Raw genomic sequence first — 23,593 nt, forward strand, 5'->3', positions numbered from 1 at the left:
TTTTCATAGAATTTTAAAATAGCTAAAATTTAAAAATATATGTTGTGACCCAGCTCATTAATAAAAAAATTGGATTGATGAAAAAAGTTATTATTGTAGAGTGATAAAAAGTATATCTCATTACAATAAATGTTTTCTTTTTCCATCATAATCCTTTAAATGTTTAAATTTTATTGTTTTTCTGTTTATTTTTTATCCTTTCTTCTGTAGATACCAAATGCGGATATCAGTAGTAGTATTAAGACACTTATTATTGGTATTCCTGTTTTTTTCATAACAACTAAACCATTGGTCTTTGTTGTTGAATTATCACTAGGATTTTCTGTAGTGTTTTTAACATAGTTATCTGAAGCACTGTCACCATCATATTTATTATTAGAGATAGCTACTACAGTTATTAGATGTTTACCGTCTGATATTTTGTTGGTTGGTATGTATAGGGTTGTGATACCTTTGTTGTTTGTTTTGTCAGAGCCCATCAATTTACCATCTAAATAGAAACTAATTGGGTAGTCTTTGACAGGTTTTCCAAGGTCATCGATAGCTTTGGCTGTGATGGTGATAGAACCATCTTTGTGTTCTATAACTTCGAAGGTCACGATAATATAATGTTTTTTATTAACTCCACTATCATTTGCAACAGCAGAGTTATAGTTATCATTGCCTTGGAAACTAACAGTTCCTAAAGTGGTTTTCTTTGTTACCAAAGTAGGAATAACAATATTACCATTTTTATCACTGGTAAGAGTCATTGACTTACCATCAATAACAACAATAACGGTAGTATGAGCTAAAACATTACCAAACTGATCAGTTAGTTTAACAACAACATTTACAGTATCACCGATATATGCATCAGGAACATTGATATCAATAACAACATTCCCCTTAACAACAGTAATATTTTCTGCAATGTTGGTATCATTGGTTTCATTATTAATGTTTTCTTCGTTAGAAGTAACATTAACACCATTACTAATAGTACCTGTGCCGTTAATACGAACAGTGATTATTAAAGAAATGCTATTGCCATTGTTGAGGTTACCTATATTCCACACACCAGTACTTGGATCATAAGAACCAACACCAGCGGTATGATTAATGTAGATAAGAGCACTTGGCAATACTTCATTAACAATAACATTAGTTGCATTATCTGGGCCATTGTTGGTTACAGTGATATTATAATTAATAGTTTGGCCATTAGTAACAGTACCAGTAACATTAACCACTTTAGTCACAGTTAAATTAACAGCTCCTACAACAGTGATGTTTTTTGTAATGTTTGTATTGTTGGTTTCGTTATTAATGTTTTCTTCGTTGGAAGTGACATTAATACTATTACCAATGTTGCCTGTTCCATTAACATGAACAGTGATTATTAAAGAAATGCTATTGCCATTGTTGAGGTTACCTATATTCCACACACCAGTATTTGGATCGTAAGTTCCAGCACCAGCGGTATGATTAAGATAGACAAGAGCACTTGGTAATAATTCATTAACTTTAACATTGGTCGCATTATTTGGACCATTGTTGGTTACAGTGATATTATAACTAATAGTTTGACCATTAACAACATTACCAGTAACATTAACAGTTTTAGTCACAGTAAGATTAACTCCTGGAACAACAGTGATATTTTCAGTAATATTAGTGCCATTGGTTTCATTATTAATGTTTTCCTCAGTAGAAGTAACATTAACACTATTACCAATATTACCTGTGCCGTTAACACGAACAACAATAATTAAAGAAATACTATCACCATTAGCTAAATTACCTATATTCCACACACCAGTACTTGGATCATAATTAGCACCAATAGTATGATTAAGATAGACAAGAGCACTTGGTAATAATTCATTAACTTTAACATTGGTTGCATTATTTGGACCATTGTTGGTTACAGTGATATTATAACTAATAGTTTGACCATTAACAATGTTACCAGTAACATTAACAGTTTTAGTCACAGTAAGATTAACTCCTGGAACAACAGTGATATTTTCAGTAATATTAGTGCCATTGGTTTCATTATTAATGTTTTCCTCAGTAGAAGTAACATTAACACTATTACCAATATTACCTGTGCCGTTAACACGAACAACAATAATTAAAGAAATACTATCACCATTAGCTAAATTACCTATATTCCACACACCAGTACTTGGATTATAATTAAGACTAGCAGTATGATTAAGATAGACAAGAGCACTTGGTAATAATTCATTAACTTTAACATTAGTTGCATTATTTGGACCATTGTTGGTTACAGTGATATTATAACTAATAGTTTGACCATTAACAACATTACCAGTAACATTAACAGTTTTAGTCACAGTAAGATTAACCCCTGGGTCGATTGTGATTGTAGCGTTTGCTGTATCGTCACCAAGATTATCATCATCAGTTGTAACTGTTATATTGTTGGTTAAGTTTACTCTGTTACCATTAGTTGTTGCATTAACACGAACAGTCAAAATCATAGTTGCTGTTTCACCCAGGTCTAAGTTGCCTATAGCCCATATTCCAGTAGCATTATCATACAATCCAACATTATTAGTATCTGCACTTACAAGAATGAAATTGCCTGATAAGTCTTCATAAACAATTACATTGGTTGCATTTGCTGGGCCATTGTTAGTAACAGTTATAGTATAAGTTACTTCTTGTCCATTTATAACAACTCCTGTAACATTTGCGGTCTTAGTCACAGTTAAATTCACAGTACCATTAATATCAGGACCAAGATAGAGAATTATGTCCTTATTATCACCAATAGCTTCAATAGAGAAACCATTAGTATAATTTAACTGTACACTATCAGAGTAGCTATTTCTTGCATCACCTGTAGTACTGTTTATTGTAGTATTTGTGTTGTCTTTCCATGTGATATTAACTATAAAGTATGGTAGATCACCATAACTGGAAGAGCTAGTTGTTTTACTAACATTGTTATACAAAACGAACTGATATGACAAGTTAACATTACCGATTGTACGATTATATGTATCATTGACAATAGTTTTGAAAATATCAGCCGATAGTTCCATAACAAACCAACTACCAAGATCGTTAACACTCTCAACAGCAGGAGTATTATTACCCCACCAATTCAAGCTAGCATCAGTAGTAGTTTCAAGGTTAACCATATCAAAACCAGTTTTATTAGTATTGTTAAGTATACGATTATAATTGATACGATTACCAGCCACATTAAGAACAACTATTCCTTCTAGGTTATTGAGTATAGTAGAACCAGTTAAATTATTATTAGTACCATTAAAAATCACACCAAAATCACTATTGCTGATAGTGGAGTTATAAACCTCATTATTAATTGAACTAGCATTAAAGAATATAGCAACACCACCATCACTATCAGATGGTCTAGTATACCCTGTGAAATTACCAGTTAAACGATTACCATTAGCACCATTAGTGAATATGAACCCACCATTATCATTATAACCAAAACTATCTCTCACTGCATAATTAGTATTATTACCACTTATAGCAACAGCATACAAATTATCAGTAATAGTATTAGTATTATTTAAACCACTAATATTATAATTCAAATTATTTAAAATAAATTGAATACCAACAGCATTATTAACAATACGATTACCAGATAATGTGAAATTAGTAGTAGCTAAACCAACAGCATGACTATTACCAGTAAAATTAGAATCCACAATCACACTATTAATACCAGAAGTAAACACACCACCACCATAATTAGCGGTGTTGTTAGTGAAATTAGAATTATTAATAGTCATATTAGCACCAGTATTATACACAGCACCACCACGAAAAGCGGTGTTGTTAGTGAAATTAGAACTAGTAATACTCATATTAGCACCAGTATTATACACAGCACCACCATTACCATTAGTAGCAGTAGCATTGTTGTTAGTGAAATTAGAATTAGTAATATTCATATTAGCACCAGTATTATACACAGCACCACCAGTACTAGTAGCGGTGTTGTTAGTGAAATTAGAATTAGTAATATTCATATTAGCACCAGTATTATACACAGCACCACCCTCCCTAGCAGCTTTGTTGTTAGTGAAGTTAGAACTAGTAATATTCATAGTACCATAATTATACACAGCACCACCACGAGTCCCAACGGTGTTGTTAGTGAAGTTAGAACTAGTAATATTCATAGTACCATCATTAAACACAGCACCACCACCAAGACTCGAAGTCAGAGAAATAATAAGGCTGTTGTTAGTGAAACTAGAATCACTAATATTCATAGTACCACCACCATTAGCTACAGCACCACCATAACCACCATTACTAGTAGCAGCTTTGTTGTTAGTGAAGTTAGAACTAGTAATATTCATAGTACCATAATTATACACAGCACCACCACGAGCCCCAGCGGTGTTGTTAGTGAAACTAGAACTAGTAATACTCATAGTACCACCATTATACACAGCACCACCAATATTAGCAGTGTTGTTAGTGAAACTAGAACTAGTAATACTCACAGTACCACCATTAAACACAGCACCACCAGTACTAGTAGCGGTGTTGTTAGTGAAGTTAGAATTATTAATAGTCATATTAGCACCAGTATTATACACAGCACCACCACTACTACCAGTACCGGTGTTGTTAGTGAAATTAGAACTAGTAATACTCACAGTACCACCCTCACTACTTACAGCACCACCATTAGTAGCATTGTTGTTAGTGAAACTAGAACTAGTAATATTCATAGTACCATAATTATACACAGCACCACCAATATTAGCAGTGTTGTTAGTGAAACTAGAACTAGTAATACTCACAGTACCACTCTCACTACTTACAGCACCACCATTAGTAGCATTGTTGTTAGTGAAATTAGAACTAGTAATACTCACAGTACCACTCTCACTACTTACAGCACCACCATTAGTAGCATTGTTGTTAGTGAAACTAGAACTAGTAATACTCATAGTACCAATATTTTGCACAGCACCACCCCTAGTAGCATTGTTGTTAGTGAAACTAGAATTAGTAATACTCACAGTACCACCACCATTACTTACAGCACCACCAATATTAGCAGTGTTGTTAGTGAAACTAGAATTAATAATAGCTATATTACCACCCTGATTAACTACAGCACCACCAGTATTAGCGGTATTGTTAGTGAAACTAGAACTAGTAATACTCACAGTAACACCACCATTACCATTATACACAACACTACCATACTCAAGAGCTTTGTTGTTAATGAAATTAGAACTAGTAATACTCATAGTACGACCATTATTATGCACAGCACCACCCACCCCAGCAGTGTTATTAATGAAATTAGAATTATTAATAGTCATATTAGCACCAGTATTAGTTACAGCACCACCAGTACTAGTAACGGTGTTGTTAGTGAAATTAGAACTAGTAATACTCATATTAGCACCAGTATTATACACAGCACCACCAATACTATTAAAGGTGTTGTTAGTGAAATTAGAATTATTAATAGTCATATTAGCACCAGTATTATACACAGCACCACCACGAAAAGCGGTGTTGTTAGTGAAATTAGAACTAGTAATACTCATATTAGCACCAGTATTATACACAGCACCACCACCACCACTACCAGTACCGGTGTTGTTGTTGAATGTGCAGTTGATAAAAGTTAATAATGTACCTGTATTTTGGTTGTAGATTGCTCCACCAGAAACACTGTTTCCATTGGTGAATGTTAGGTTTATGAATGTAACATTCAAGTTATTGCCTATTGTGAATATTCTGTTTTGTTTTCGTGCATCGATGATTACTTGGTTTGTTGATGCGTTACCTTGTATTGTTATGTTTTTGTCGATTGTGATTCCATAGTCACCTGATTTGTTGTATATTCCTTCTTGTAAAGTTAATGTGTCCCCATCGCCTGTACTATTTATTCCTGAGCTTATCGTAGATGAATTATTAATATTTTGATCTGTTGCACTAATAGTTGATAAACTATATACAACTAAAAACATGACGATTATCGTAAACAAAACTATTTTTTTATATTTCATAAGTTTTTCAACTCCGGTTTATTCTACTATTAATTAACTGCATGATTTAATATACAATTATATATTATATATAAACTTTATTGAAAAAGAATTGATATATATATATATATATATATATATATATATATCATAAATAAGTAAATAAAAAATATAGCTAGAGAATAAAATAAGAAGAATAATAATTCAAAAAATGTATAATTAATTTAACAAAGATTTCATGTTTTTTATCACATTTATTTGGCTGGGAAATAATTTTTTTAAAATTTTTTGTGTTTGTTATGAATTTTTTCTTATTTTTTATGTAGTTCCATTTTTTTATTTTCTTTGTTTTGTTTTTTTGGTTTAATGTTAAAATTTGGTTATTTGATGTGTTTTGGTTTTGGGGGTTGTTGATGAATGTGTGTATTCTTTTTATGTTGTGTGTTGCTGCTATTAAATTGATTTCGTTTTGAATTTTCTTTATTCCTCTTGTGCTTGCTTGTGTGAAGTTTAGATTATGTTTCATATGGGCGAAAGGCCTTTCAACTATTATCCTTTTTTTGTAGATTTCTTGGTTTTCTTTTTTATCCATTTTTTTGACTCATTAAATCTTGATAGTTGGTTGAATAATGTGATATTATCCTATAATTGGAATGGGGAGTGCATTCTTCTTTGTATTGGCAATTTTTACAGTCTTTTGTGTAAAATACTTTTCTTTTTTTACCATCAATATCGTAAGTCTTTTTATATGGTAGTATTCTGTTATTAGGGCAGGTGTAAGTGTTTTTTTCTATGTTGTATTGGAATTGTGCTTTGGAAAATTTTTTTATTTTATTTTTCTTGGCTGATGTTTGTGCTCTGTTTGGCATGAATCCGTTCAAATCATTGTCATGTAAATATTTAGCTGATTTTGAAGTGTTATAACCATTATCAGCTAGAATATTGGTTTCTTTCAAGTCATTTTCTAAGATTTCTTTTAATCCTTCTATTTGTATTGGTAGCTGATGATGATCTGTTGGATCTTGAACTACTTCACTTTTAAGTATTATTCCCTCTTCAACATCTACTATGTTCTGTATATTAAGAGATTGTTCTATTTTACCTTTTTTATTTTTCATCCATCTTGCTTCAGGGTCAGTTAAACTAATACTAAATTCTTTATCCTTATTTTCATGTGTTTCCTTTATTTTTTCAAGTTCTTCGTACACATGATCAAGTTTTTCCACTTCTTTTTTAGTAAAAACAATACTCTCCTCATCAACACATTCTTCTTCAGTTGTTACTTTTTTAATTAGTTTTTTAATCTTTTTTTTAAGTGTTAAGTCTTGAGGAACTTCATCTCCTCTTTTATCTCCATATTTTTCATCTTCTATTATATCTGTTTCTTTCCCTTCTTTGATGATTTTACGGGCTAATTCTAAATTATTTTCTTTAATAATGCTTGATGAGGAGGAATTAGCTTTTATTGTGGTGCTATCAATAGCTAAATCATTTAATTTAACCATTCCAGCTTCTCTTGCAACACCAATAGTTAAAACTAAAACTTCTTCAATTAATGACCCATATTCATTCTTAAAATTAATAATAGTACGATAACTAGGCTTATCATTACCTGTTAAATACATATAAACCAAATTTTCCTCAAGCTAAAACTTAGCAATTTTACGAGAAGAACGAATACCATCAATTAGAAGCCATAATAACTAATCTAGTTAACATACGCTTAGAATAAGCACGCATACCTGCAGTTCCAACAAACTTAGAATGAATATCATCAAAATCAACTTGATCCACCAAGTTTTTCACAAAAAAACAAGGATGACCCTCAGGAACCAAATCCAACAAATTAGTAGGAATCAAAAAAGTCTGACCAATTTTATCCTCATGTAAAACCATCAAAACACCACAAAAAAATTCAAACAAACCATATAACTAATATACACAAACTCATATACAAAACTAACGATTTTAACAAAGAAAAACACAAAAAATCAGAAATAATTATTTCCCAGCTAAATAATAAAAGAATAGATTGAAAATTCGGTGATGGATTAGATGTCTTGTTTTTGTGAAAAAGATAATTTTTTGTGTTTAATTTTTGTGTGAATGGTTTTAAGTTCTTTATATGTTAAGGGGGGGGGGGGGTAGTCTATGGAATTAGTTCTGACTTGTAATTTCTTCTTGTTTTTGTATTGAAGTGCGTAGAAGTGATATCTTTATATATGGGTAATTACTATAAGTATGTTTGTCCAGTAATTAAAAGTTAATAGTTTAATAGGATACTAACTGTTCTTCCAATAACTAACAAATTTTTTCCATTTATTATTTATGAGATATTAGTTAGTAGGTGATGACTGTTAAATGTTTTTTAGTTTTTAACTAATAGCTGGCGTTATATTGAATATTAGATATTTAAGTAAAAACACGGTTCGTATATATTAATTAAATAAAAAAATATTGAGGTGAATTTAAATTATGTATAAAAATGAATTTAAGAAATTATCGATTTTTTTGATAATTTCCGCAATAATAGCTATTGGCGCTTTTTCTTTAATCGGCACAACAAACGCAGTAGATGTTACTATTAATAACACTACTACTATACGAGATGCAGCAATCAACAACAATAGCTTTACAAATGGAAGTACACTGTACTTAGAAGATGGTGTATACTCAGGAGCAGGTAATAAAGCTCTCACAGTCAACAAAAACATGACAATAGCTGGTAAAACCAAAGGTGGAGCAATAATAGACATGGAAAACAGTGGACGAGCATTCACAATAAATGCAGGAATAAACCTAACACTGATAAACATAACCTTCATCAACGGAAACACCACCGGTAATGGTGGTGTAATCACATCAACTCAAGCTAATGCCACATTAACCATAACCGACTGCACATTCGAAAACAACACCGCAAATAATGGTGGAGCAATTTATATGGGTGGAGATGGTTCCAGTAATACTATCGAAAACTCAGTATTCAAAAACAACAAAGCAGGTACTAGTTATGGTGCTGCATATCTAGCTGGAGTTAATAGTACTAATTTGGTTGATAATTGTACTTTTGAAAACAACACTGCAAATAGTTATGGTGCTTTACGTATGGGTGGAGATGGTTCTAGTAATACTTTAAAAAATTCAGTATTCAAAAACCACAAAGCAAGTACTGGTAGTTATGGTGCTACATCCCTAAGTGGAATTAATAGTACTAATTTGGTTGATAATTGTACTTTTGAAAACAATACTTCAACTGCTAGTTATGGTGCTTTAATTATGAGTGGAGATGGTTCTAGTAATACTTTAAAAAATTCAGTATTCACAAACAACAAAGCAGGTAGTAATCGTGGTGCTGCATATCTAACTGGAGTTAATAGTACTAATTTGGTTGATAATTGTACTTTTGAAAACAACACTGCAGGTTCTCAGCATGCTAATTTAGATATGGATGGAGAGGGTTCTAGTAATACTTTAAAAAATTCAGTATTCAAAAATAACAAAGCAGGTAATATTTGTGGTGCTGCATATCTAACTGGAGTTAATAGTACTAATTTGGTTGATAATTGTACTTTTGAAAACAACACTGCAGGTTCTCAATATGGTGCTTTACATATGGGTGGAGATGGTTCCAGTAATACTATCAAAAATTCAGTATTCAAAAACAACAAAGCAGATACTTATGGTGCTATTTATATTAGTGGTGATGGTAGTAATTCTGTTTTGGATAATGTTACTGTAGTTAATAATTCTGCTGGTATTGATTCTGGTGGAATAGGTTTTACTAAGGATAATAATGTGCTTACTATTAAAAATAGTACTATAAGTGATAATACTGCTGTTAGAGATGGTGGAGCATTATATGCTAGTGGTACTAATCAGACCATCAATATTGAAGGTAGTGCTTTAGTGAATAATAGTGCTAAGACTGGTGGAGCATTAGATATTAATGGTGAAGGATCTGAAGTTAATATTGATAGTTCATTGTTTGAGAATAATTCTGCTGGTTCTACTGGTGGAGCAATAGATATCAATGGAGAATCCCACGAGATTAATATTAACAACTCTACATTCAACAATAACTCTGCCAGGAATGGTGGAGCAATCAGCAGCAACGGTGATGATAATAATTTAACAGTTAATAATACTGATTTCAGCAATAACAATGCTATAAATAAAGGTGGAGTAATCAATAGTAATGGCAATAATAATGTTATTGTTTTGGATAATTCAACAGCAAATAACAATAATGCAAAGAATGGTGGAGCGATTAGTAGTACTGGTGATGAAAACAAGATAGCTATAGATAACAGTGAATTATCAGGCAATAATGACGGAATATTAAGCAGTGAAGGCGATGATAACAAAATCACAGTCGACAATTCCACTATAACCAACAACACAGCAAAAGACGGACTAATCACCAATGAAGGCGACAACAACAATGTAGCTATTAACAATACTAATTCAACCAATAACACCGGAGATATAGTCTATAACACAGGTAATAATAACACAGAATCAGAGAACAACAGTAATATAACCGTTGATGTGACTTATGAAACTAACACCGATTTAGTGATTTCTTCAAGTAATGGACAAATCACAATAACAGCAATACTGACAAACAAAAATACTGGAGAAAAATTAGCAGGTGAGAAGGTTTATTTCTATGTTAATGGTGAACAAGTAGGTTCTGCAACAACTGATAAATACGGTGAAGCAAGATTCATTTACAAAGTACCAAAAACAGCTAACTACAGCATCTATGCAAAATCACAACAAACTACAATAACTAATTCAACTGGAAAATACACATTCAAAGAATCAGCAAGTGTAACAAAATCTTTAAATGTTAACAAACCACTAACACCAGCAAAAATAAAAGTTTACAGCAAAAAAACAACTTCAAAAAAGACCAAAAACTACAAAATCTACTACATAACATACTCAATCAAAAACTACGGAGAAAAAACAGGCACAAAGACATTCACAAAATCACTCAAAAACATACTCAAAAAACACAAACTCTACAAAATACAAACAACAAAAAACACCAAATACAACTACAACAAAGCATCTAAAATACTAAAAACAATGGTCAAAAACCTAGCATACAACAAAATAGCTAAACTCAAAATAACAGTATACAAAAAAGCCTAAAAAATAAATTGTTTTTGTGTTATCTATTTTTTTCTGGAAAGAAGTTAATCAATATAGTATTCTTTCCAAACATTCTTTTTTTTATTTTTTTCTGATTAAAAGATTAATAGATGGGAGTGTCTCATAAGTCACTTTTTTAGAAATTTTCATGAAATTAATTTCCATAAAAATCATTTAAATATTAAATAGTTGATAAAATATGTATTAATAGCTATAATAAATTAATTGTTTTATTTAATTCAATTTTTTAAAGAATTTATATTATTTTAAGTTTAATTTATAGCTTTTTTAAGTATTATTTTTAATAAATAAAATAATATGGGTAGTTATATAATATTTAAAGATTTTAAATGAGGAATACTTTTATTAAATTTTTTAAAAATCTTACTTATGAGACACTCTCTTATTAATTTTTTTGTTAACTTTTTCATATTACTAACTAATTTTATAAAATACTCAACAATAATATATAATAAATACTCAATAGATTTATATAATGATATGAATAATTTAAATGATAATTTTAATAAGAATAAATGATCAATATTAAAATATAATTAAACTAATCTATTAACTTAATCATAAGATTTTAAATGATATATTCTTCTTTATCATGTGTTATTTTAGAATTTTGTTAGAAATGTTGGTATTGGTTTTTGTAAGGTGTTTTTAGATGAAAAAAAAAGTGTATTCTCCAGGTTCAGCTACTGTTGTTAATGCAATAGCTACTGGATGTGGTTCTGCATTTGGTATAGATATAGGAATAATAGCTGAAGCTGAACTTTCATCCCAAGGAGTTAAATGTGTCCCTGATTTAGATGTGGATACTTCACTCATGGATTTATGTATTAAGAATGTTTTAAAACATTATGGTGTTGAAACAGGAGTGGTACTTACTACAATATCAGAGTTACCTCCTGCTTCAGGACTTTCAAGCAGTAGCGCACTTTCTAATGCTGTTACATTAGCAACATCACAATTAATAGCTGATGAATTTGATTTAAATTATATGAATGATATGGAAATAATAAATATGGCTATTGATTCATCACTACAAGCAGGAGTAACAATCACTGGAGCTTTTGATGATGCTACAGCCTCATATTTTGGTGGAATAACTGTTACGAATAATCTTCTTCGGAAAATTATAATCCAAGAAGAGATGGAAAAACACAAACTATTAATATACATTCCGAACATAGAGTCAATGACTGCAAAGTCAGATGTGAGTAGAATGAAATTATTAGCTCCACTTGTGGATATTGCATTTGAAAAAGCATGTCAAAAGCAGTATTTCAATGCTTTAAACTTAAATGGAATATTATATTCTAGTTCTTTAGGTTTTGATACTAACATAGCTATTGATGCTTTAGATGCAGGAGCTATTGCTTCAGGATTATCTGGAACAGGGTCTGCATATGTAGCTATTGTAGATGAAACTTCTAAGGACGAAGTTAAGGATGTTTGGAATTCTTATTCTGGTAAAATCATTGAAACCAGTGTGAATAATGATGGAACCAAGATAATTTAATTATTGGTAACTGATGGAATCCAGATAGTCTAATAATGGTAGTTGATGTGAATAATAATGGAATTAATATCATTTACTAATGAAAAGGAAGCAAAAAAACTTCTAAAAAAATCTAGAACTAGGATAGATGAAATTGATAATGAATTAATTGATTTAATTCATGAAAGAACTTCTTTAGCAGGTGATATTGTATCATCTAAAATATTTTTAGGTATGGATATATTTGATGAAAAAAGAGAAAAGATTATCCATGATAAAATCTTAAAAATAGCTAAGGAAAAAAATATTGATGAAAATATTCTAAGTAGAATTATGAATACATTACGTGATTTAAGTAAAGTTGAACAAAATAAATACAAAGAAGAAATTTTAAGGAGGAAATAGAATGGGAAATATTAGAACTTCATTTGTTAAACGTATATCCAAAGAACTTATTGAGACTCATAAAGGAACATTTACTACAGACTTTGATGAAAATAAAAGATTAGTAGCTGAATATTCTACTGTAAGTACAAAACATTTAAGAAATAAAATAGCAGGATATGTTACTAGATTAGTTAGACAAGAATTAACTCAAGTTTAAGTTAATTCATCTTCCCTTAGTCATATTACTTTTAATTATAGTTACTATTTTTTACTAATAATCTTCTTATTATTTATTATTATTTTCTTATTTTTTGAATAAAAGTCATTACATTCTATTTTAGATCATTAATTAGACTACGTTTAATTTCATAATGATTTTTTATTTTTATAATAAATAATAAGAATTATTTTTAATAAAAAACACAATATCATTATTAGAATTAATTTTAATAAAAAAATATAATATCATTATTAGAATTATTTTTAATAAAGAAATATAATATCCTTATTAGAATTATTTTTAATAAAGAAATATAATATCCTTATTAGAATTAATTTTAATAAAAAACACAATATCATTATTAGAATTAATTTTAATAAAAAAATATAATATCTTATTAAAATAATTTAAGAGTTTTTGATTTTAAAATTAACAATTACTTAATAACTAGGTGTGTGTCATTTTTTAAAAAGATATTTTAATTATGTAATAGCTAATTATATTAATGTTAAATGCAATATTTATGAATAATATAAAAAATTATTAATAATTGCATTATTCATAATCTACTAAATGATAAATTATATTATATAAGAATTCAGAATAAATTCTTAAATTTTGTAATAATTATTTATTGATGTGTATCATTATTATCATTATTAATTATTCATTGATATGTATCATTATTAATTATTCATTGATATGTATCATTATTAATTATTTATTGATATGTATCATTATTAATTATTCATTGATATGTATCATTATTAATTATTTATTGATATGTATCATTATTGTTATCATCATTATTTATGGATATGTAGCAAAATTATGTAGTAAACTTATAAATTATATACTTTAATAATTAAGATTGAATTTATATCAAAAAGATTCTAGTGAGTGTATTAAAGGTTGTGAAATGAAATGGAACTGATAATAGCAAAGTTCGGAGGAACTTCCATAGGAGATGGAAAAAAAATTAAAAAAGCAGCCCAATCAGTTGTTAATGAGTATATGAAGGGGAAAAAAATTGTAGTTGTGGTTTCCGCTATTAATAAAACAACTGATGAATTTTTAAAGATTATTGAAGATTCTTTAGGTTCTAATGTGTCTGATAAACAAATGGCAGAGATATTATCTATGGGAGAAATGACAAGTGTGAGAGTAATGTCTTCTGTTATTGAGTCATTAGGAGTAAAATCAGAATATATTGATCCCTACAATGAACTGTGGCCGGTTCAAACCAATAATAACATTTTAGATGCTGAATTAGATATTGAAGAAAGTGAAACTAAATCTCAAGAGATATTAAAACTTTTACATCAGGGTGTAATTCCCGTCCTCTGTGGATTTTTAGGAAAAGATTCTGATGGTGAAATCACTACTTTAGGTAGAGGTGGAAGCGATATCACTGCTTTTTTCTTAGGGCATTGTTTAAATGCTGATGAAGTAATAATAGTCACTGATGTTAATGGGGTAATGTCAACTGATCCTAATAAGATTCAAGATGCTAAAAAACTTGATAAGATTTCAGTGGAAGAGATGAGGGATCTAGCTACTCATGGAGCTCAAGTATTACATCCTCATGCATTAAAATACAAAGATCCCTTAATAAATGCAAAAATAATTAATTATAAAAATGGAGATCTGTCAGAAGATGGAACTGAAATAGTAGGACCTTTTGAGGGAGAAATGATGAAAACTACAATTTTATATCCAGAACCAATATCTGTAGTAGCTATTGTTGGGAAAGGAATGCTTAAAAAAACAGGAATTTTATCTAGGCTAACAACAACTCTTGCAGAAAATGATATAAATATATTTGGTATTTCAGCAGGTCAAAATTCAGTAACAACTTTTGTTAATAAAAAATATTCTATGGAAGCCTATCATCTATTACATGACATGGTTGTTGATTGTGGTGAACTTAGTTCCCTTTCTTTAGGAAAAGAAATAGCTATGCTGACTTTAGAGAGTCCAGACTTCATTGAAACTCCTGGAATCATATCTGATATTACAGATCCACTTAGAGATAATAATATAAATATCGTGGAAATATCTTCTTCCCAAACAGCCGTTGTTGTTTTTGTAGAATGGGAAGATGGTAAAAAAGCTTATGAACTTCTAAAAGAAATTTTATAATCATAGTATAAGTGATATAAGGTTATTATGCTGATTAAGAATTCTTAGTAAATAGTATATCTGTAATTATATCTTATATCATTAAAATTGTTTCATTAAAATATTATATTTTATAATTATATTTTTATCATTAAATATTATTAAAATCATAAAATTGTTTTATTAAAATATTATATTTTATAATTATATTTTTATCATTAAATATTATTAAAATCATAAAATTGTTTTATTAAAATATTATATTTTATAATTATATTTTTATCATTAAATATTATTAAAATCTAAAATTGTTTCATTAAAATATTATATTATAAAATTAATATATTATAATATTGTAAAACTAGAAAATATTTAAATATAAATGTTTAAATGGAGGATAGATATATGAGTTTTGAAGGCACGGCAGTAGCTATGGTCACACCATTTACCTCAAATGATGAAATTGATGAACAAGGATACAGGGAAAACATAAACTTCTTGATTAAAAATGGTGTTGATGGATTACTCGCTGCTGGAACAACAGGGGAATCAGCTACTATTACACATGAGGAGCAAAAAAAATTAATTGAAATCTTAGTTGATGAGGTTGATGGCAGAATAGCTACAATAGCTGGAGCAGGAAGTAATTCTACAAAAGAAGCTTTAGATTTAGTTCAATACAGTGAAAATATTGGGGCAGATTATGCACTTGTGATAACTCCATATTACAATAAACCACAAGCTCATGGATTGATAGAACATTATAAAACTATGAATAACAATTCAGATATTCCAATTATTGTATATAATGTTCCGTCTCGTACTGGTACTGATATAGATGTTGAAACTATAGGTGCAGTAGCTGAAATGGATAATATTATAGCTATTAAAGAAGCAAATCCAGATTTAAACAAAGTTTCCAAAATCCAGAAAATCTTATTAGAAAACGAATTAGATGACAAATTTTCTATTCTATCAGGAAACGATGATCTCACTGTCCCTATGATGTCTCTCGGAGCTAAAGGTGTTATTAGTGTAGTGGCTAATGTTGATCCAGTAAGGATGACCCAAATGGTTAATAATGCTCTTGACAGTAACTATGAAAAGGCTATGGATTTACATTATGAATTATACAATTTAATGAAAGTGTTATTTATAGAAAGTAATCCTGTTCCAACAAAAGAAGCTTTGAAAATTTTAAATAGGCCTGCAGGTCATGTAAGGTTACCTCTTTCTTCTTTAAAAGAGAAAAATAGGAATTTAATTGAAAAAACATTACAAGATTTAGATTTAGTTTAAGTAAATATCAAGTAATTTGGAGTTTTAAAAATGTTAAAAGTTGCTGTAACTGGAGCTGGGGGAAGAATGGGCTCTGGAATCATTAAAAAGATTGTTGAACAAGAAGATATGAAACTGGTAGCTGCTATTGAAATACCAAACACTCAACTTCAGGGAAAAGATATTGGGGAAGTAATTGGTATTGGAAGTATTGGTGTTGATGTTAATGGTGCTGAAAAACTTGAAGATATCTTAAAATCAGCTAAACCGGATGTTTTAGTTGATTTTACAATAGCTAGTGCAGCATTTGAATCAATTAAAACAGCAGCAAATATGGGTGTTAATTTAGTTGTAGGAACGACTGGATTTACAGAAGAACAATCAAATGAAATAAACGATATAATCAGAAAAACTAATGTCAAATCTGTTATTTCTTCAAACATGGCAATTGGTGTCAATGTATTTTTTAAAATTTTGAAAGATTTAGCACCAGTTTTAGATGATTTTGACATTGAAATCATTGAAGCTCATCACAATAAAAAGAAGGATGCTCCTTCTGGAACAGCTATGACCGCTTTTGAAGTAATAGCTAAAGAATTAGATAGAAATACTGAAGAAGTAGGTATTTTTGGAAGAGAAGGAATTGTAGGGGAACGAACAAAGAAAGAAATTGGTTTGCATGCTATTCGTGGAGGAGATATAGTTGGAGATCACACAGTAATGTTTGTAGGTGAAGGAGAAAGATTAGAAATCACTCATAGAGCCCACACTAGAGAAGTTTTCATAGCTGGAGTGATGAGGGCCTTAAAATTTGTTAGTAGTGGTGAACCTGGAAAAGTTCATGACATGGCTGACGTTTTAGGTATTAAATAATCTGAAAGTCTCTTATAATAATATTTAATAAGTTAATAATTAAATTATAATTATAGAATACTAATTATATATTAAAAATTTTAATCCACTGATTCAATTAATATAATAATATGAAAAGGATGATAAAATGGTAAATGTAGGAATACTTGGTGCAACTGGAATGGTAGGACAAAGATTTATCCAAATTCTGGATAAACATCCTGATTTTGAAATAACTGCTTTAACAGCTTCTTCTCGCTCAGCTGGTAAAAGATACGAAGATGCTACAACTTGGTATCTTGATGATGCAATGCCTGATTCTGTTAAGGATATTATAGTGACTGATACTGATCCAACTGAAGTATCTAATAATGTTGAAATAGTATTTTCTTCACTACCTACTGAAAATGCAGCTATTGTAGAACCAAAGTTTGCAAAAAACTATATTGTGGCTTCCAATGCTAGTGCTATGAGAATGAAAAAAGATGTTCCTCTTGTTATTCCTGAAGTTAATCCTGAATTCTTAGATCTCATTGAAATACAACAAAGAAATAGGGGATGGGATGGATTTATTGTAACAAACCCTAATTGTTCAACCATAGCTTTGACATTAACATTGAAACCTATATATGATAGCTATGATATAAATAGAGTATATGTCTCCACTATGCAAGCAGTTTCTGGTGCAGGTTACAATGGTGTCCCTTCTATGGCTATTGTCGATAATTTAGTTCCATACATTGGTGGAGAAGAGGAAAAAATGGAAAGTGAAACACTTCATTTACTTGGAACTCTTGATGGTTCAGATGTTACAAATGCTAATTTTGGTTTATCTGCATCTTGTCATAGGGTAGCTGTTGTAGATGGTCATACTGAGGCTGTTTTTGTAGAATTAGATAATGATGTTGATATTGAGGATATTAAAAATACAATGAAAAATTTTAAAAGTATTCCTCAAGACCTTAATTTGCATTCTGCTCCAAAAAATCCTGTATTAATTAGAGAAGAAAATGACAGACCTCAGCCTAGAATGGATAGAAATACGAACAATGGAATGTCTGTAACTGCAGGAAGGCTTAGAAAAGATCCCGCATTTGAAAATAGTTTTAAATATATTTTAGTAGGACATAACACTGTCAGAGGAGCCGCAGGAGCATCTATTTTAAATGCAGAATTAATCAATAAAACAATTCTTTAAAATTCTTCTATTTTTTCTCTTAATTTAAATTATTAATTAGTTTTAAATGTTAAAATTAATTCAAAATATTAAATTAGTTTTAAATGTTAAAATTAATTTATATTATTAAATTAGTTTAAAATATTAAAATTAATTCAAAATATTAAATTAGTTTTAAATGTTAAAATTAATTTATATTATTAAATTAGTTTAAAATATTAAAATTAATTCAAAATATTAAATATCTACCTAATATTAAAATCTACCTAAATATTAAAATTAATTTAAATTATTAATTAGCTTAAAATGTTAAAATTTACTTAATGTTAAAATTTACATTTTGTTTCTTTTTTGATAATATAATTTTTTTATTTTTATTATAAATGGTTTTGAGTATTATGATTAGCCTTTAAACATTATTATTATCTTTTTTCATGAAATAATATAATTTATATAGTAACTAGATACTCTTTGTAAAATTAAAGGAAGAGTGATGATGGATTATTAATAATTTTGTTTTTTTTCTTATTATTCTATAATTTTTGTTTTTAATTTTTTCGATAAAAATATCTGATGAGTGTATGAAAAAATTCATGCTTATAATAGTTTTTGTTAATTAGATTTTATTCATATTATAATCTTTAGAAACTAGTATTAACGTATTATTAATAATTTTGTTTTTTTTCTTATATTTTTATTAAATTTGTTATTAATTTCGTTATATTATTATATACTCAATCAAATAGCTATAATTTCTGTTAAAAAAGGTATAAGCATCATATTTATCCTTAATATAACGTTATATATTTTAATTTTTTTTATAGAAAATTATATATACGATTAAGTTCATATATATACAAGATTAGTGTTCATTATACGATAGAAAAGCTATTATCATTGTACTGACTAGTTAATGTAATATTTGTTCAGTGCAATGGCTATTAGCAACAAAATAATTATGGATATAACACATTTTTGGAAATTTTACCATTATTTTCTGCTACTTGTAGTTACTACTATTGTTATAATTTCACTAAAATATGTCATACTTTTACTAAATTTAAATAGGGGTGATCAATAAATGAGAAAAATGGAAAGTATTTCAAATAATAGAATTGATGCTAAAGTTTTGGCAATGCTGATGATTTTAGGGTTTTTACTAGTAGTAATTACTTCTTCAGTTTCGGCTGCTGATATTCATGTTTCACCAACTGGAAACGATTCTGGTTCTGGTAGTGGTCTTGATCCTAAAGCTACTATTAAAAATGCAACAGATTCTGCAAATTCACTTGATAATGTGATTTTAAGCAATGGGACATTCACTGGTAATGGGAACTATAACATATCAGTTTCAAAGGATTTACATTATATAGGTATCAATAACAATGTCATAATTGATGCAAATGGTACAGGGCCGATATTTAATATCCTGCCTGGAATTGTAGTAACATTTCAAAACATAACATTTAGGAATGGGTTGACTACTGGTAATGGTGCGGCCATATATGTTGATGGAAGTACTGTTCGTATTCAATCATGTCAATTTTTGAACAACACTGCATATCATGGTGGTGCTATCTATTGTAATGATGGTGGTTTGAATGTGAATAGTTCTAGTTTTTTCAATAACACTGCAAATGCTGATGGTGGTGCCATATATACTTTTAATGCATCTAATTGGTTTGTAACAAACTCTACTTTTGTTAATAATAGTGCTAGCAGTGATGGTGGTGCTATTTATAATAATCGTGGTGATTTAGTCTTAGTTGCAGATTCTAACTTCACTAATAACTCTGCAGATTATGATGGTGGTGCTATCTATAATGAAGATGGCTATGGTTTTTATGTATGGACTTCTAACTTCACTAATAATTCTGCAAAAATTGATGGAGGAGCTATTAGAAATTATAATGGTTATTATTTCGTACTTAATTCTTGTAATTTTATTAATAACTCTGCAGGTTATACTGGTGGTGGTTTCTACACTAATGGTAACACTATTATTGTTTTTGATTCTAACTTCATTAATAATTCTGCAAATGCTGGTGGTGGTGCTATTAGGAATCAGAATGGTGATAATTTCACACTTATGCGTTCTAACTTCATTAATAATTCTGCAAATGCTGATGGTGGTGCCATCTACAACTCTTATGGTGCTAATTTTAATATAAATGATTCTAATTTTGCTGATAATTATGCAAGTAGTAATGGTGGTGCTATTCGAAGCTATTTCGGTGACAACTTCACTGTAAATAACTCTAATTTTACTAACAACACTGCAGGTTATGATGGTGGCGCGGTATTCAATTCTTATAGTGATAAGTTCACTGTGACCAACTCTAATTTCAATGAAAATACTGCGATGGTTGATGGTGGTGATATCGGCAATGTTAACGGTAATAATTTCGCTGTGAGTAACTGTACTTTCACTGCTGATTCTGCTGGTCATGATGGTGGTGCTATTTATAATTCTTATGGTGATAATTTTACTGTAACTAATTCTACTTTCACTGCTGATTCTGCTGGTCATGATGGTGGTGCTATTTACAACAATCGTGGTGATAATTTTGCTGTAAGTAATGTTAACTTCATTAATGATTATGATGGTCATGATGGTGGTGCTATTTACAATAATTATGGTAATAATTTCACTGTTAGTAATTCTAACTTTACTAATGATTCTGCTAGTCATGATGGTGGTGCTATTTACAGTAATCACGGTAGCTTTATTCTGAATAACGTTAACTTCATTAATGATTCTGCTAGTCATGATGGTGGTGCTATTTACAATAACCAGAGTAGTCTTACTTTGAATAACGTTAATTTCATTAATGATTCTGCTAGTCATGATGGCGGTGCCATCTTTAATAATGCTAATGATTTTGTTGTGAATAACTCTAGTTTCATTAATGATTCCGCGGGTCATGATGGTGGTGCCATATTTAACACTGGTAACAATTTCACTGTTAGTAATTCTACTTTTGTTAATGATTCTGCTGTTCATAGCGGCGGAGCTTTATATAATAATGGTTTGAATGCTACTGTTATTGATTCCAGTTTTGTAGGTAATAATGCTGTTTATGGTGGTGGTATTTATGCTGCAGGTAGTATGAATATTTCTAGGTCTAATTTTACCAATAATAGCCAAGCTATTGGTGTCAATACAACTAATCTTAGTGTGAACAATAATAATATACTTCATAATGGTATTGGTGTTCAATTTTTATTGAATAATAAAAATTATACTGTGGATTGGCTGAAAAATAACACTGTTGTTAATAACACTTACGCGGTTTCTATTGCTGGGTTGAGTTCTAGTTATGTTATTGAGGACAGTTTAGTTGGTAATTATAATGGTATTCTTTTCACTGGTGTGAATAACACTGTTCATAATACTTCGGTGAGTGGTATTTCTGGTGTTGCTGTGACTTTCGATCCTGTTTCTGTAAATAATACTCTTTATAACTCTACTATAAGTGGTGATTCTTATGCGATTGCTATTTCTGGTATTGGTAATAAGATATTAAGTTCTACTATTTTAAATAATGGTAGGGGGATTGTTGTAAGAGCTGATGCTAAAAACACTGTTATTAATTATAATCGTATTCTTAATGATACGAATGCTACTGGTTATAATCTTGAAAACCATGGTGTTAATACTAATGCTGATTTGAATTGGTGGGGTAGTAATTCTCCCCGGGTCTCAGGTATTAACTTAAAATATTGGTATGTGTTACAACTTTCAGCTAATAGCTTTAATACTACTAAAAATGCTACAAGATCTTTTGCTGAGGGTAGTAAGGTTCTCTTGAAGTATATGTTAACTACTAATAAACCAGTTGCTAATGATAAGAGTAGGCTGCCTTATTTCTTAGTGGAAGTGATTTTACCTAATGGAACTATTGTTGTTAAAGATATTCGGACTACTAGTATTCTTTATCCTTTAACTGTAACTGATAATCAGACTTATAGATTAGAGTCTATTTCAGATAATGAGGATTTACTTTTAGTCATTAATAGTTCTGGTGAAACTCCAGTCCCACCAGTTCCACCAAGCCCACCAAGCCCATCAGGCCCTTCTAATGCTTCAAGTTCAGGATTTAATCCTGCTCTAGCAAAGATGGAATCTACTGGTGCCCCTATAGGTCCATTAATTGTAGTTTTAATGAGCTTATTAGGTCTTGTAGGTTATAGGAAAAAATAATTCAAACGAACTTTTTTAGAGGATTAAATTGATTATTTTCAAAAATCCTCACATTTTCTATTTTTTGTTAATCTGGTGTTTTTTTTATTGAATTTTATGTTTTTCTATTTTTTTATTGAATTTTATGTTTTTGAGAGTGTCTCATAAGTAAGATTTTTAAAAAATTTAATAAAAGTATTCATCATTTAAAATCTTTAAATATTGTATAACTACATATATTATTTTATTTATTAAAAATAATATTTAAAAAATCTATAAATTAAACTTAAAATAATATAGATTCTTTAAAAATTGAATTAAATAAAACAATTAATTTATTATAGCTATTAATACACATTTTATCAACTATTTAATATTTAAATGATTTCTATGGAAACTAATTTCATGAAAATTTCTAAAAAAAGTGACTTATGAGACACTCCCTTAATTATTTCTTTTTGATTCTATTGTAGATATTGTGATTAGTAAAGTTAATAACAATAGCTACAATTGGAACTCCTGCATTTTTCATACCTGCATTCATTTTTGTCATATTTGATATTTCCTCAGGAATGTCAATTTTTTCTTTAGAATCAATTGTATTATTCTCTTTAGAATCAATTGTATTATTCTCTTTAGAATCAATTGTATTATTCTCTTTAGAATCAATTGTATTATTCTCTTT

General features: G+C 29.3%; 13 protein-coding genes. 9 read left to right on the forward strand and 4 right to left on the reverse strand.

All coding sequences use genetic code 11. The annotated features are described in order from the left end of the window. Positions 1-185: 185 nt before the first annotated feature. The 4 genes from MBCUT_RS01285 to MBCUT_RS01300 all read right to left on the reverse strand — a co-directional run bounded on the left by MBCUT_RS01285 (position 186) and on the right by MBCUT_RS01300 (position 7,913). Entirely contained in the window at positions 186-6,038 is a 5,853-nt protein-coding gene (locus MBCUT_RS01285; RefSeq protein WP_067257792.1) for a beta strand repeat-containing protein, read from the reverse strand. 154 nt (positions 6,039-6,192) lie between these two features. After that, positions 6,193-6,609 carry a transposase gene (locus MBCUT_RS11645; protein WP_067257795.1) on the reverse strand — a complete coding sequence of 139 codons (417 nt, stop codon included), beginning with the start codon at positions 6,607-6,609 and terminating at the stop codon, positions 6,193-6,195. Continuing rightward, complete coding sequence (locus tag MBCUT_RS11650) at positions 6,602-7,642, reverse strand: transposase (RefSeq protein ID WP_281177918.1); 1,041 nt, start codon at positions 7,640-7,642, stop codon at positions 6,602-6,604. The genes MBCUT_RS11645 and MBCUT_RS11650 overlap by 8 nt, the downstream gene beginning before the upstream one ends. Before the next feature lie 58 nt (positions 7,643-7,700). After that, positions 7,701-7,913: a hypothetical protein gene (locus tag MBCUT_RS01300; RefSeq protein ID WP_067257800.1), complete on the reverse strand. Its 213-nt coding sequence runs from the start codon at positions 7,911-7,913 to the stop codon at positions 7,701-7,703. 579 nt (positions 7,914-8,492) lie between these two features. Between MBCUT_RS01300 and MBCUT_RS01305 the strand changes: the two genes are divergently transcribed. The 9 genes from MBCUT_RS01305 to MBCUT_RS01345 all read left to right on the forward strand — a co-directional run bounded on the left by MBCUT_RS01305 (position 8,493) and on the right by MBCUT_RS01345 (position 22,929). Continuing rightward, on the forward strand, positions 8,493-11,180 hold the full coding sequence (locus MBCUT_RS01305) for a beta strand repeat-containing protein (RefSeq protein ID WP_067257804.1): 2,688 nt from the start codon (positions 8,493-8,495) through the stop codon (positions 11,178-11,180). A 673-nt stretch (positions 11,181-11,853) separates the two neighbouring features. Further along, entirely contained in the window at positions 11,854-12,711 is an 858-nt protein-coding gene (locus MBCUT_RS01310; RefSeq protein WP_067257807.1) for a shikimate kinase, read from the forward strand. 57 nt (positions 12,712-12,768) lie between these two features. After that, entirely contained in the window at positions 12,769-13,095 is a 327-nt protein-coding gene (locus MBCUT_RS01315; protein ID WP_067257810.1) for a chorismate mutase, read from the forward strand. Between the two features lies 1 nt (position 13,096). After that, positions 13,097-13,294 carry a 30S ribosomal protein S17e gene (locus MBCUT_RS01320; protein ID WP_067257813.1) on the forward strand — a complete coding sequence of 66 codons (198 nt, stop codon included), beginning with the start codon at positions 13,097-13,099 and terminating at the stop codon, positions 13,292-13,294. Positions 13,295-14,221: 927 nt separating this feature from the next. Continuing rightward, positions 14,222-15,439, forward strand: a complete 1,218-nt coding sequence (locus MBCUT_RS01325; protein WP_067257816.1) for an aspartate kinase — start codon at positions 14,222-14,224, stop codon at positions 15,437-15,439. Positions 15,440-15,823: 384 nt separating this feature from the next. After that, on the forward strand, positions 15,824-16,717 hold the full coding sequence (dapA, locus tag MBCUT_RS01330; protein WP_067257818.1) for a 4-hydroxy-tetrahydrodipicolinate synthase: 894 nt from the start codon (positions 15,824-15,826) through the stop codon (positions 16,715-16,717). 30 nt (positions 16,718-16,747) lie between these two features. After that, positions 16,748-17,569: a 4-hydroxy-tetrahydrodipicolinate reductase gene (gene dapB / locus MBCUT_RS01335; RefSeq protein WP_067257821.1), complete on the forward strand. Its 822-nt coding sequence runs from the start codon at positions 16,748-16,750 to the stop codon at positions 17,567-17,569. Positions 17,570-17,696: 127 nt separating this feature from the next. Beyond that, complete coding sequence (gene asd / locus MBCUT_RS01340; protein ID WP_067257824.1) at positions 17,697-18,746, forward strand: aspartate-semialdehyde dehydrogenase; 1,050 nt, start codon at positions 17,697-17,699, stop codon at positions 18,744-18,746. A gap of 1,060 nt (positions 18,747-19,806) precedes the next feature. Further along, positions 19,807-22,929: a beta strand repeat-containing protein gene (locus tag MBCUT_RS01345; RefSeq protein WP_067257827.1), complete on the forward strand. Its 3,123-nt coding sequence runs from the start codon at positions 19,807-19,809 to the stop codon at positions 22,927-22,929. Positions 22,930-23,593 lie beyond the last annotated feature (664 nt).

It is taken from the genome of Methanobrevibacter cuticularis (assembly GCF_001639285.1).
Lineage (GTDB): Archaea > Methanobacteriota > Methanobacteria > Methanobacteriales > Methanobacteriaceae > Methanobaculum > Methanobaculum cuticulare.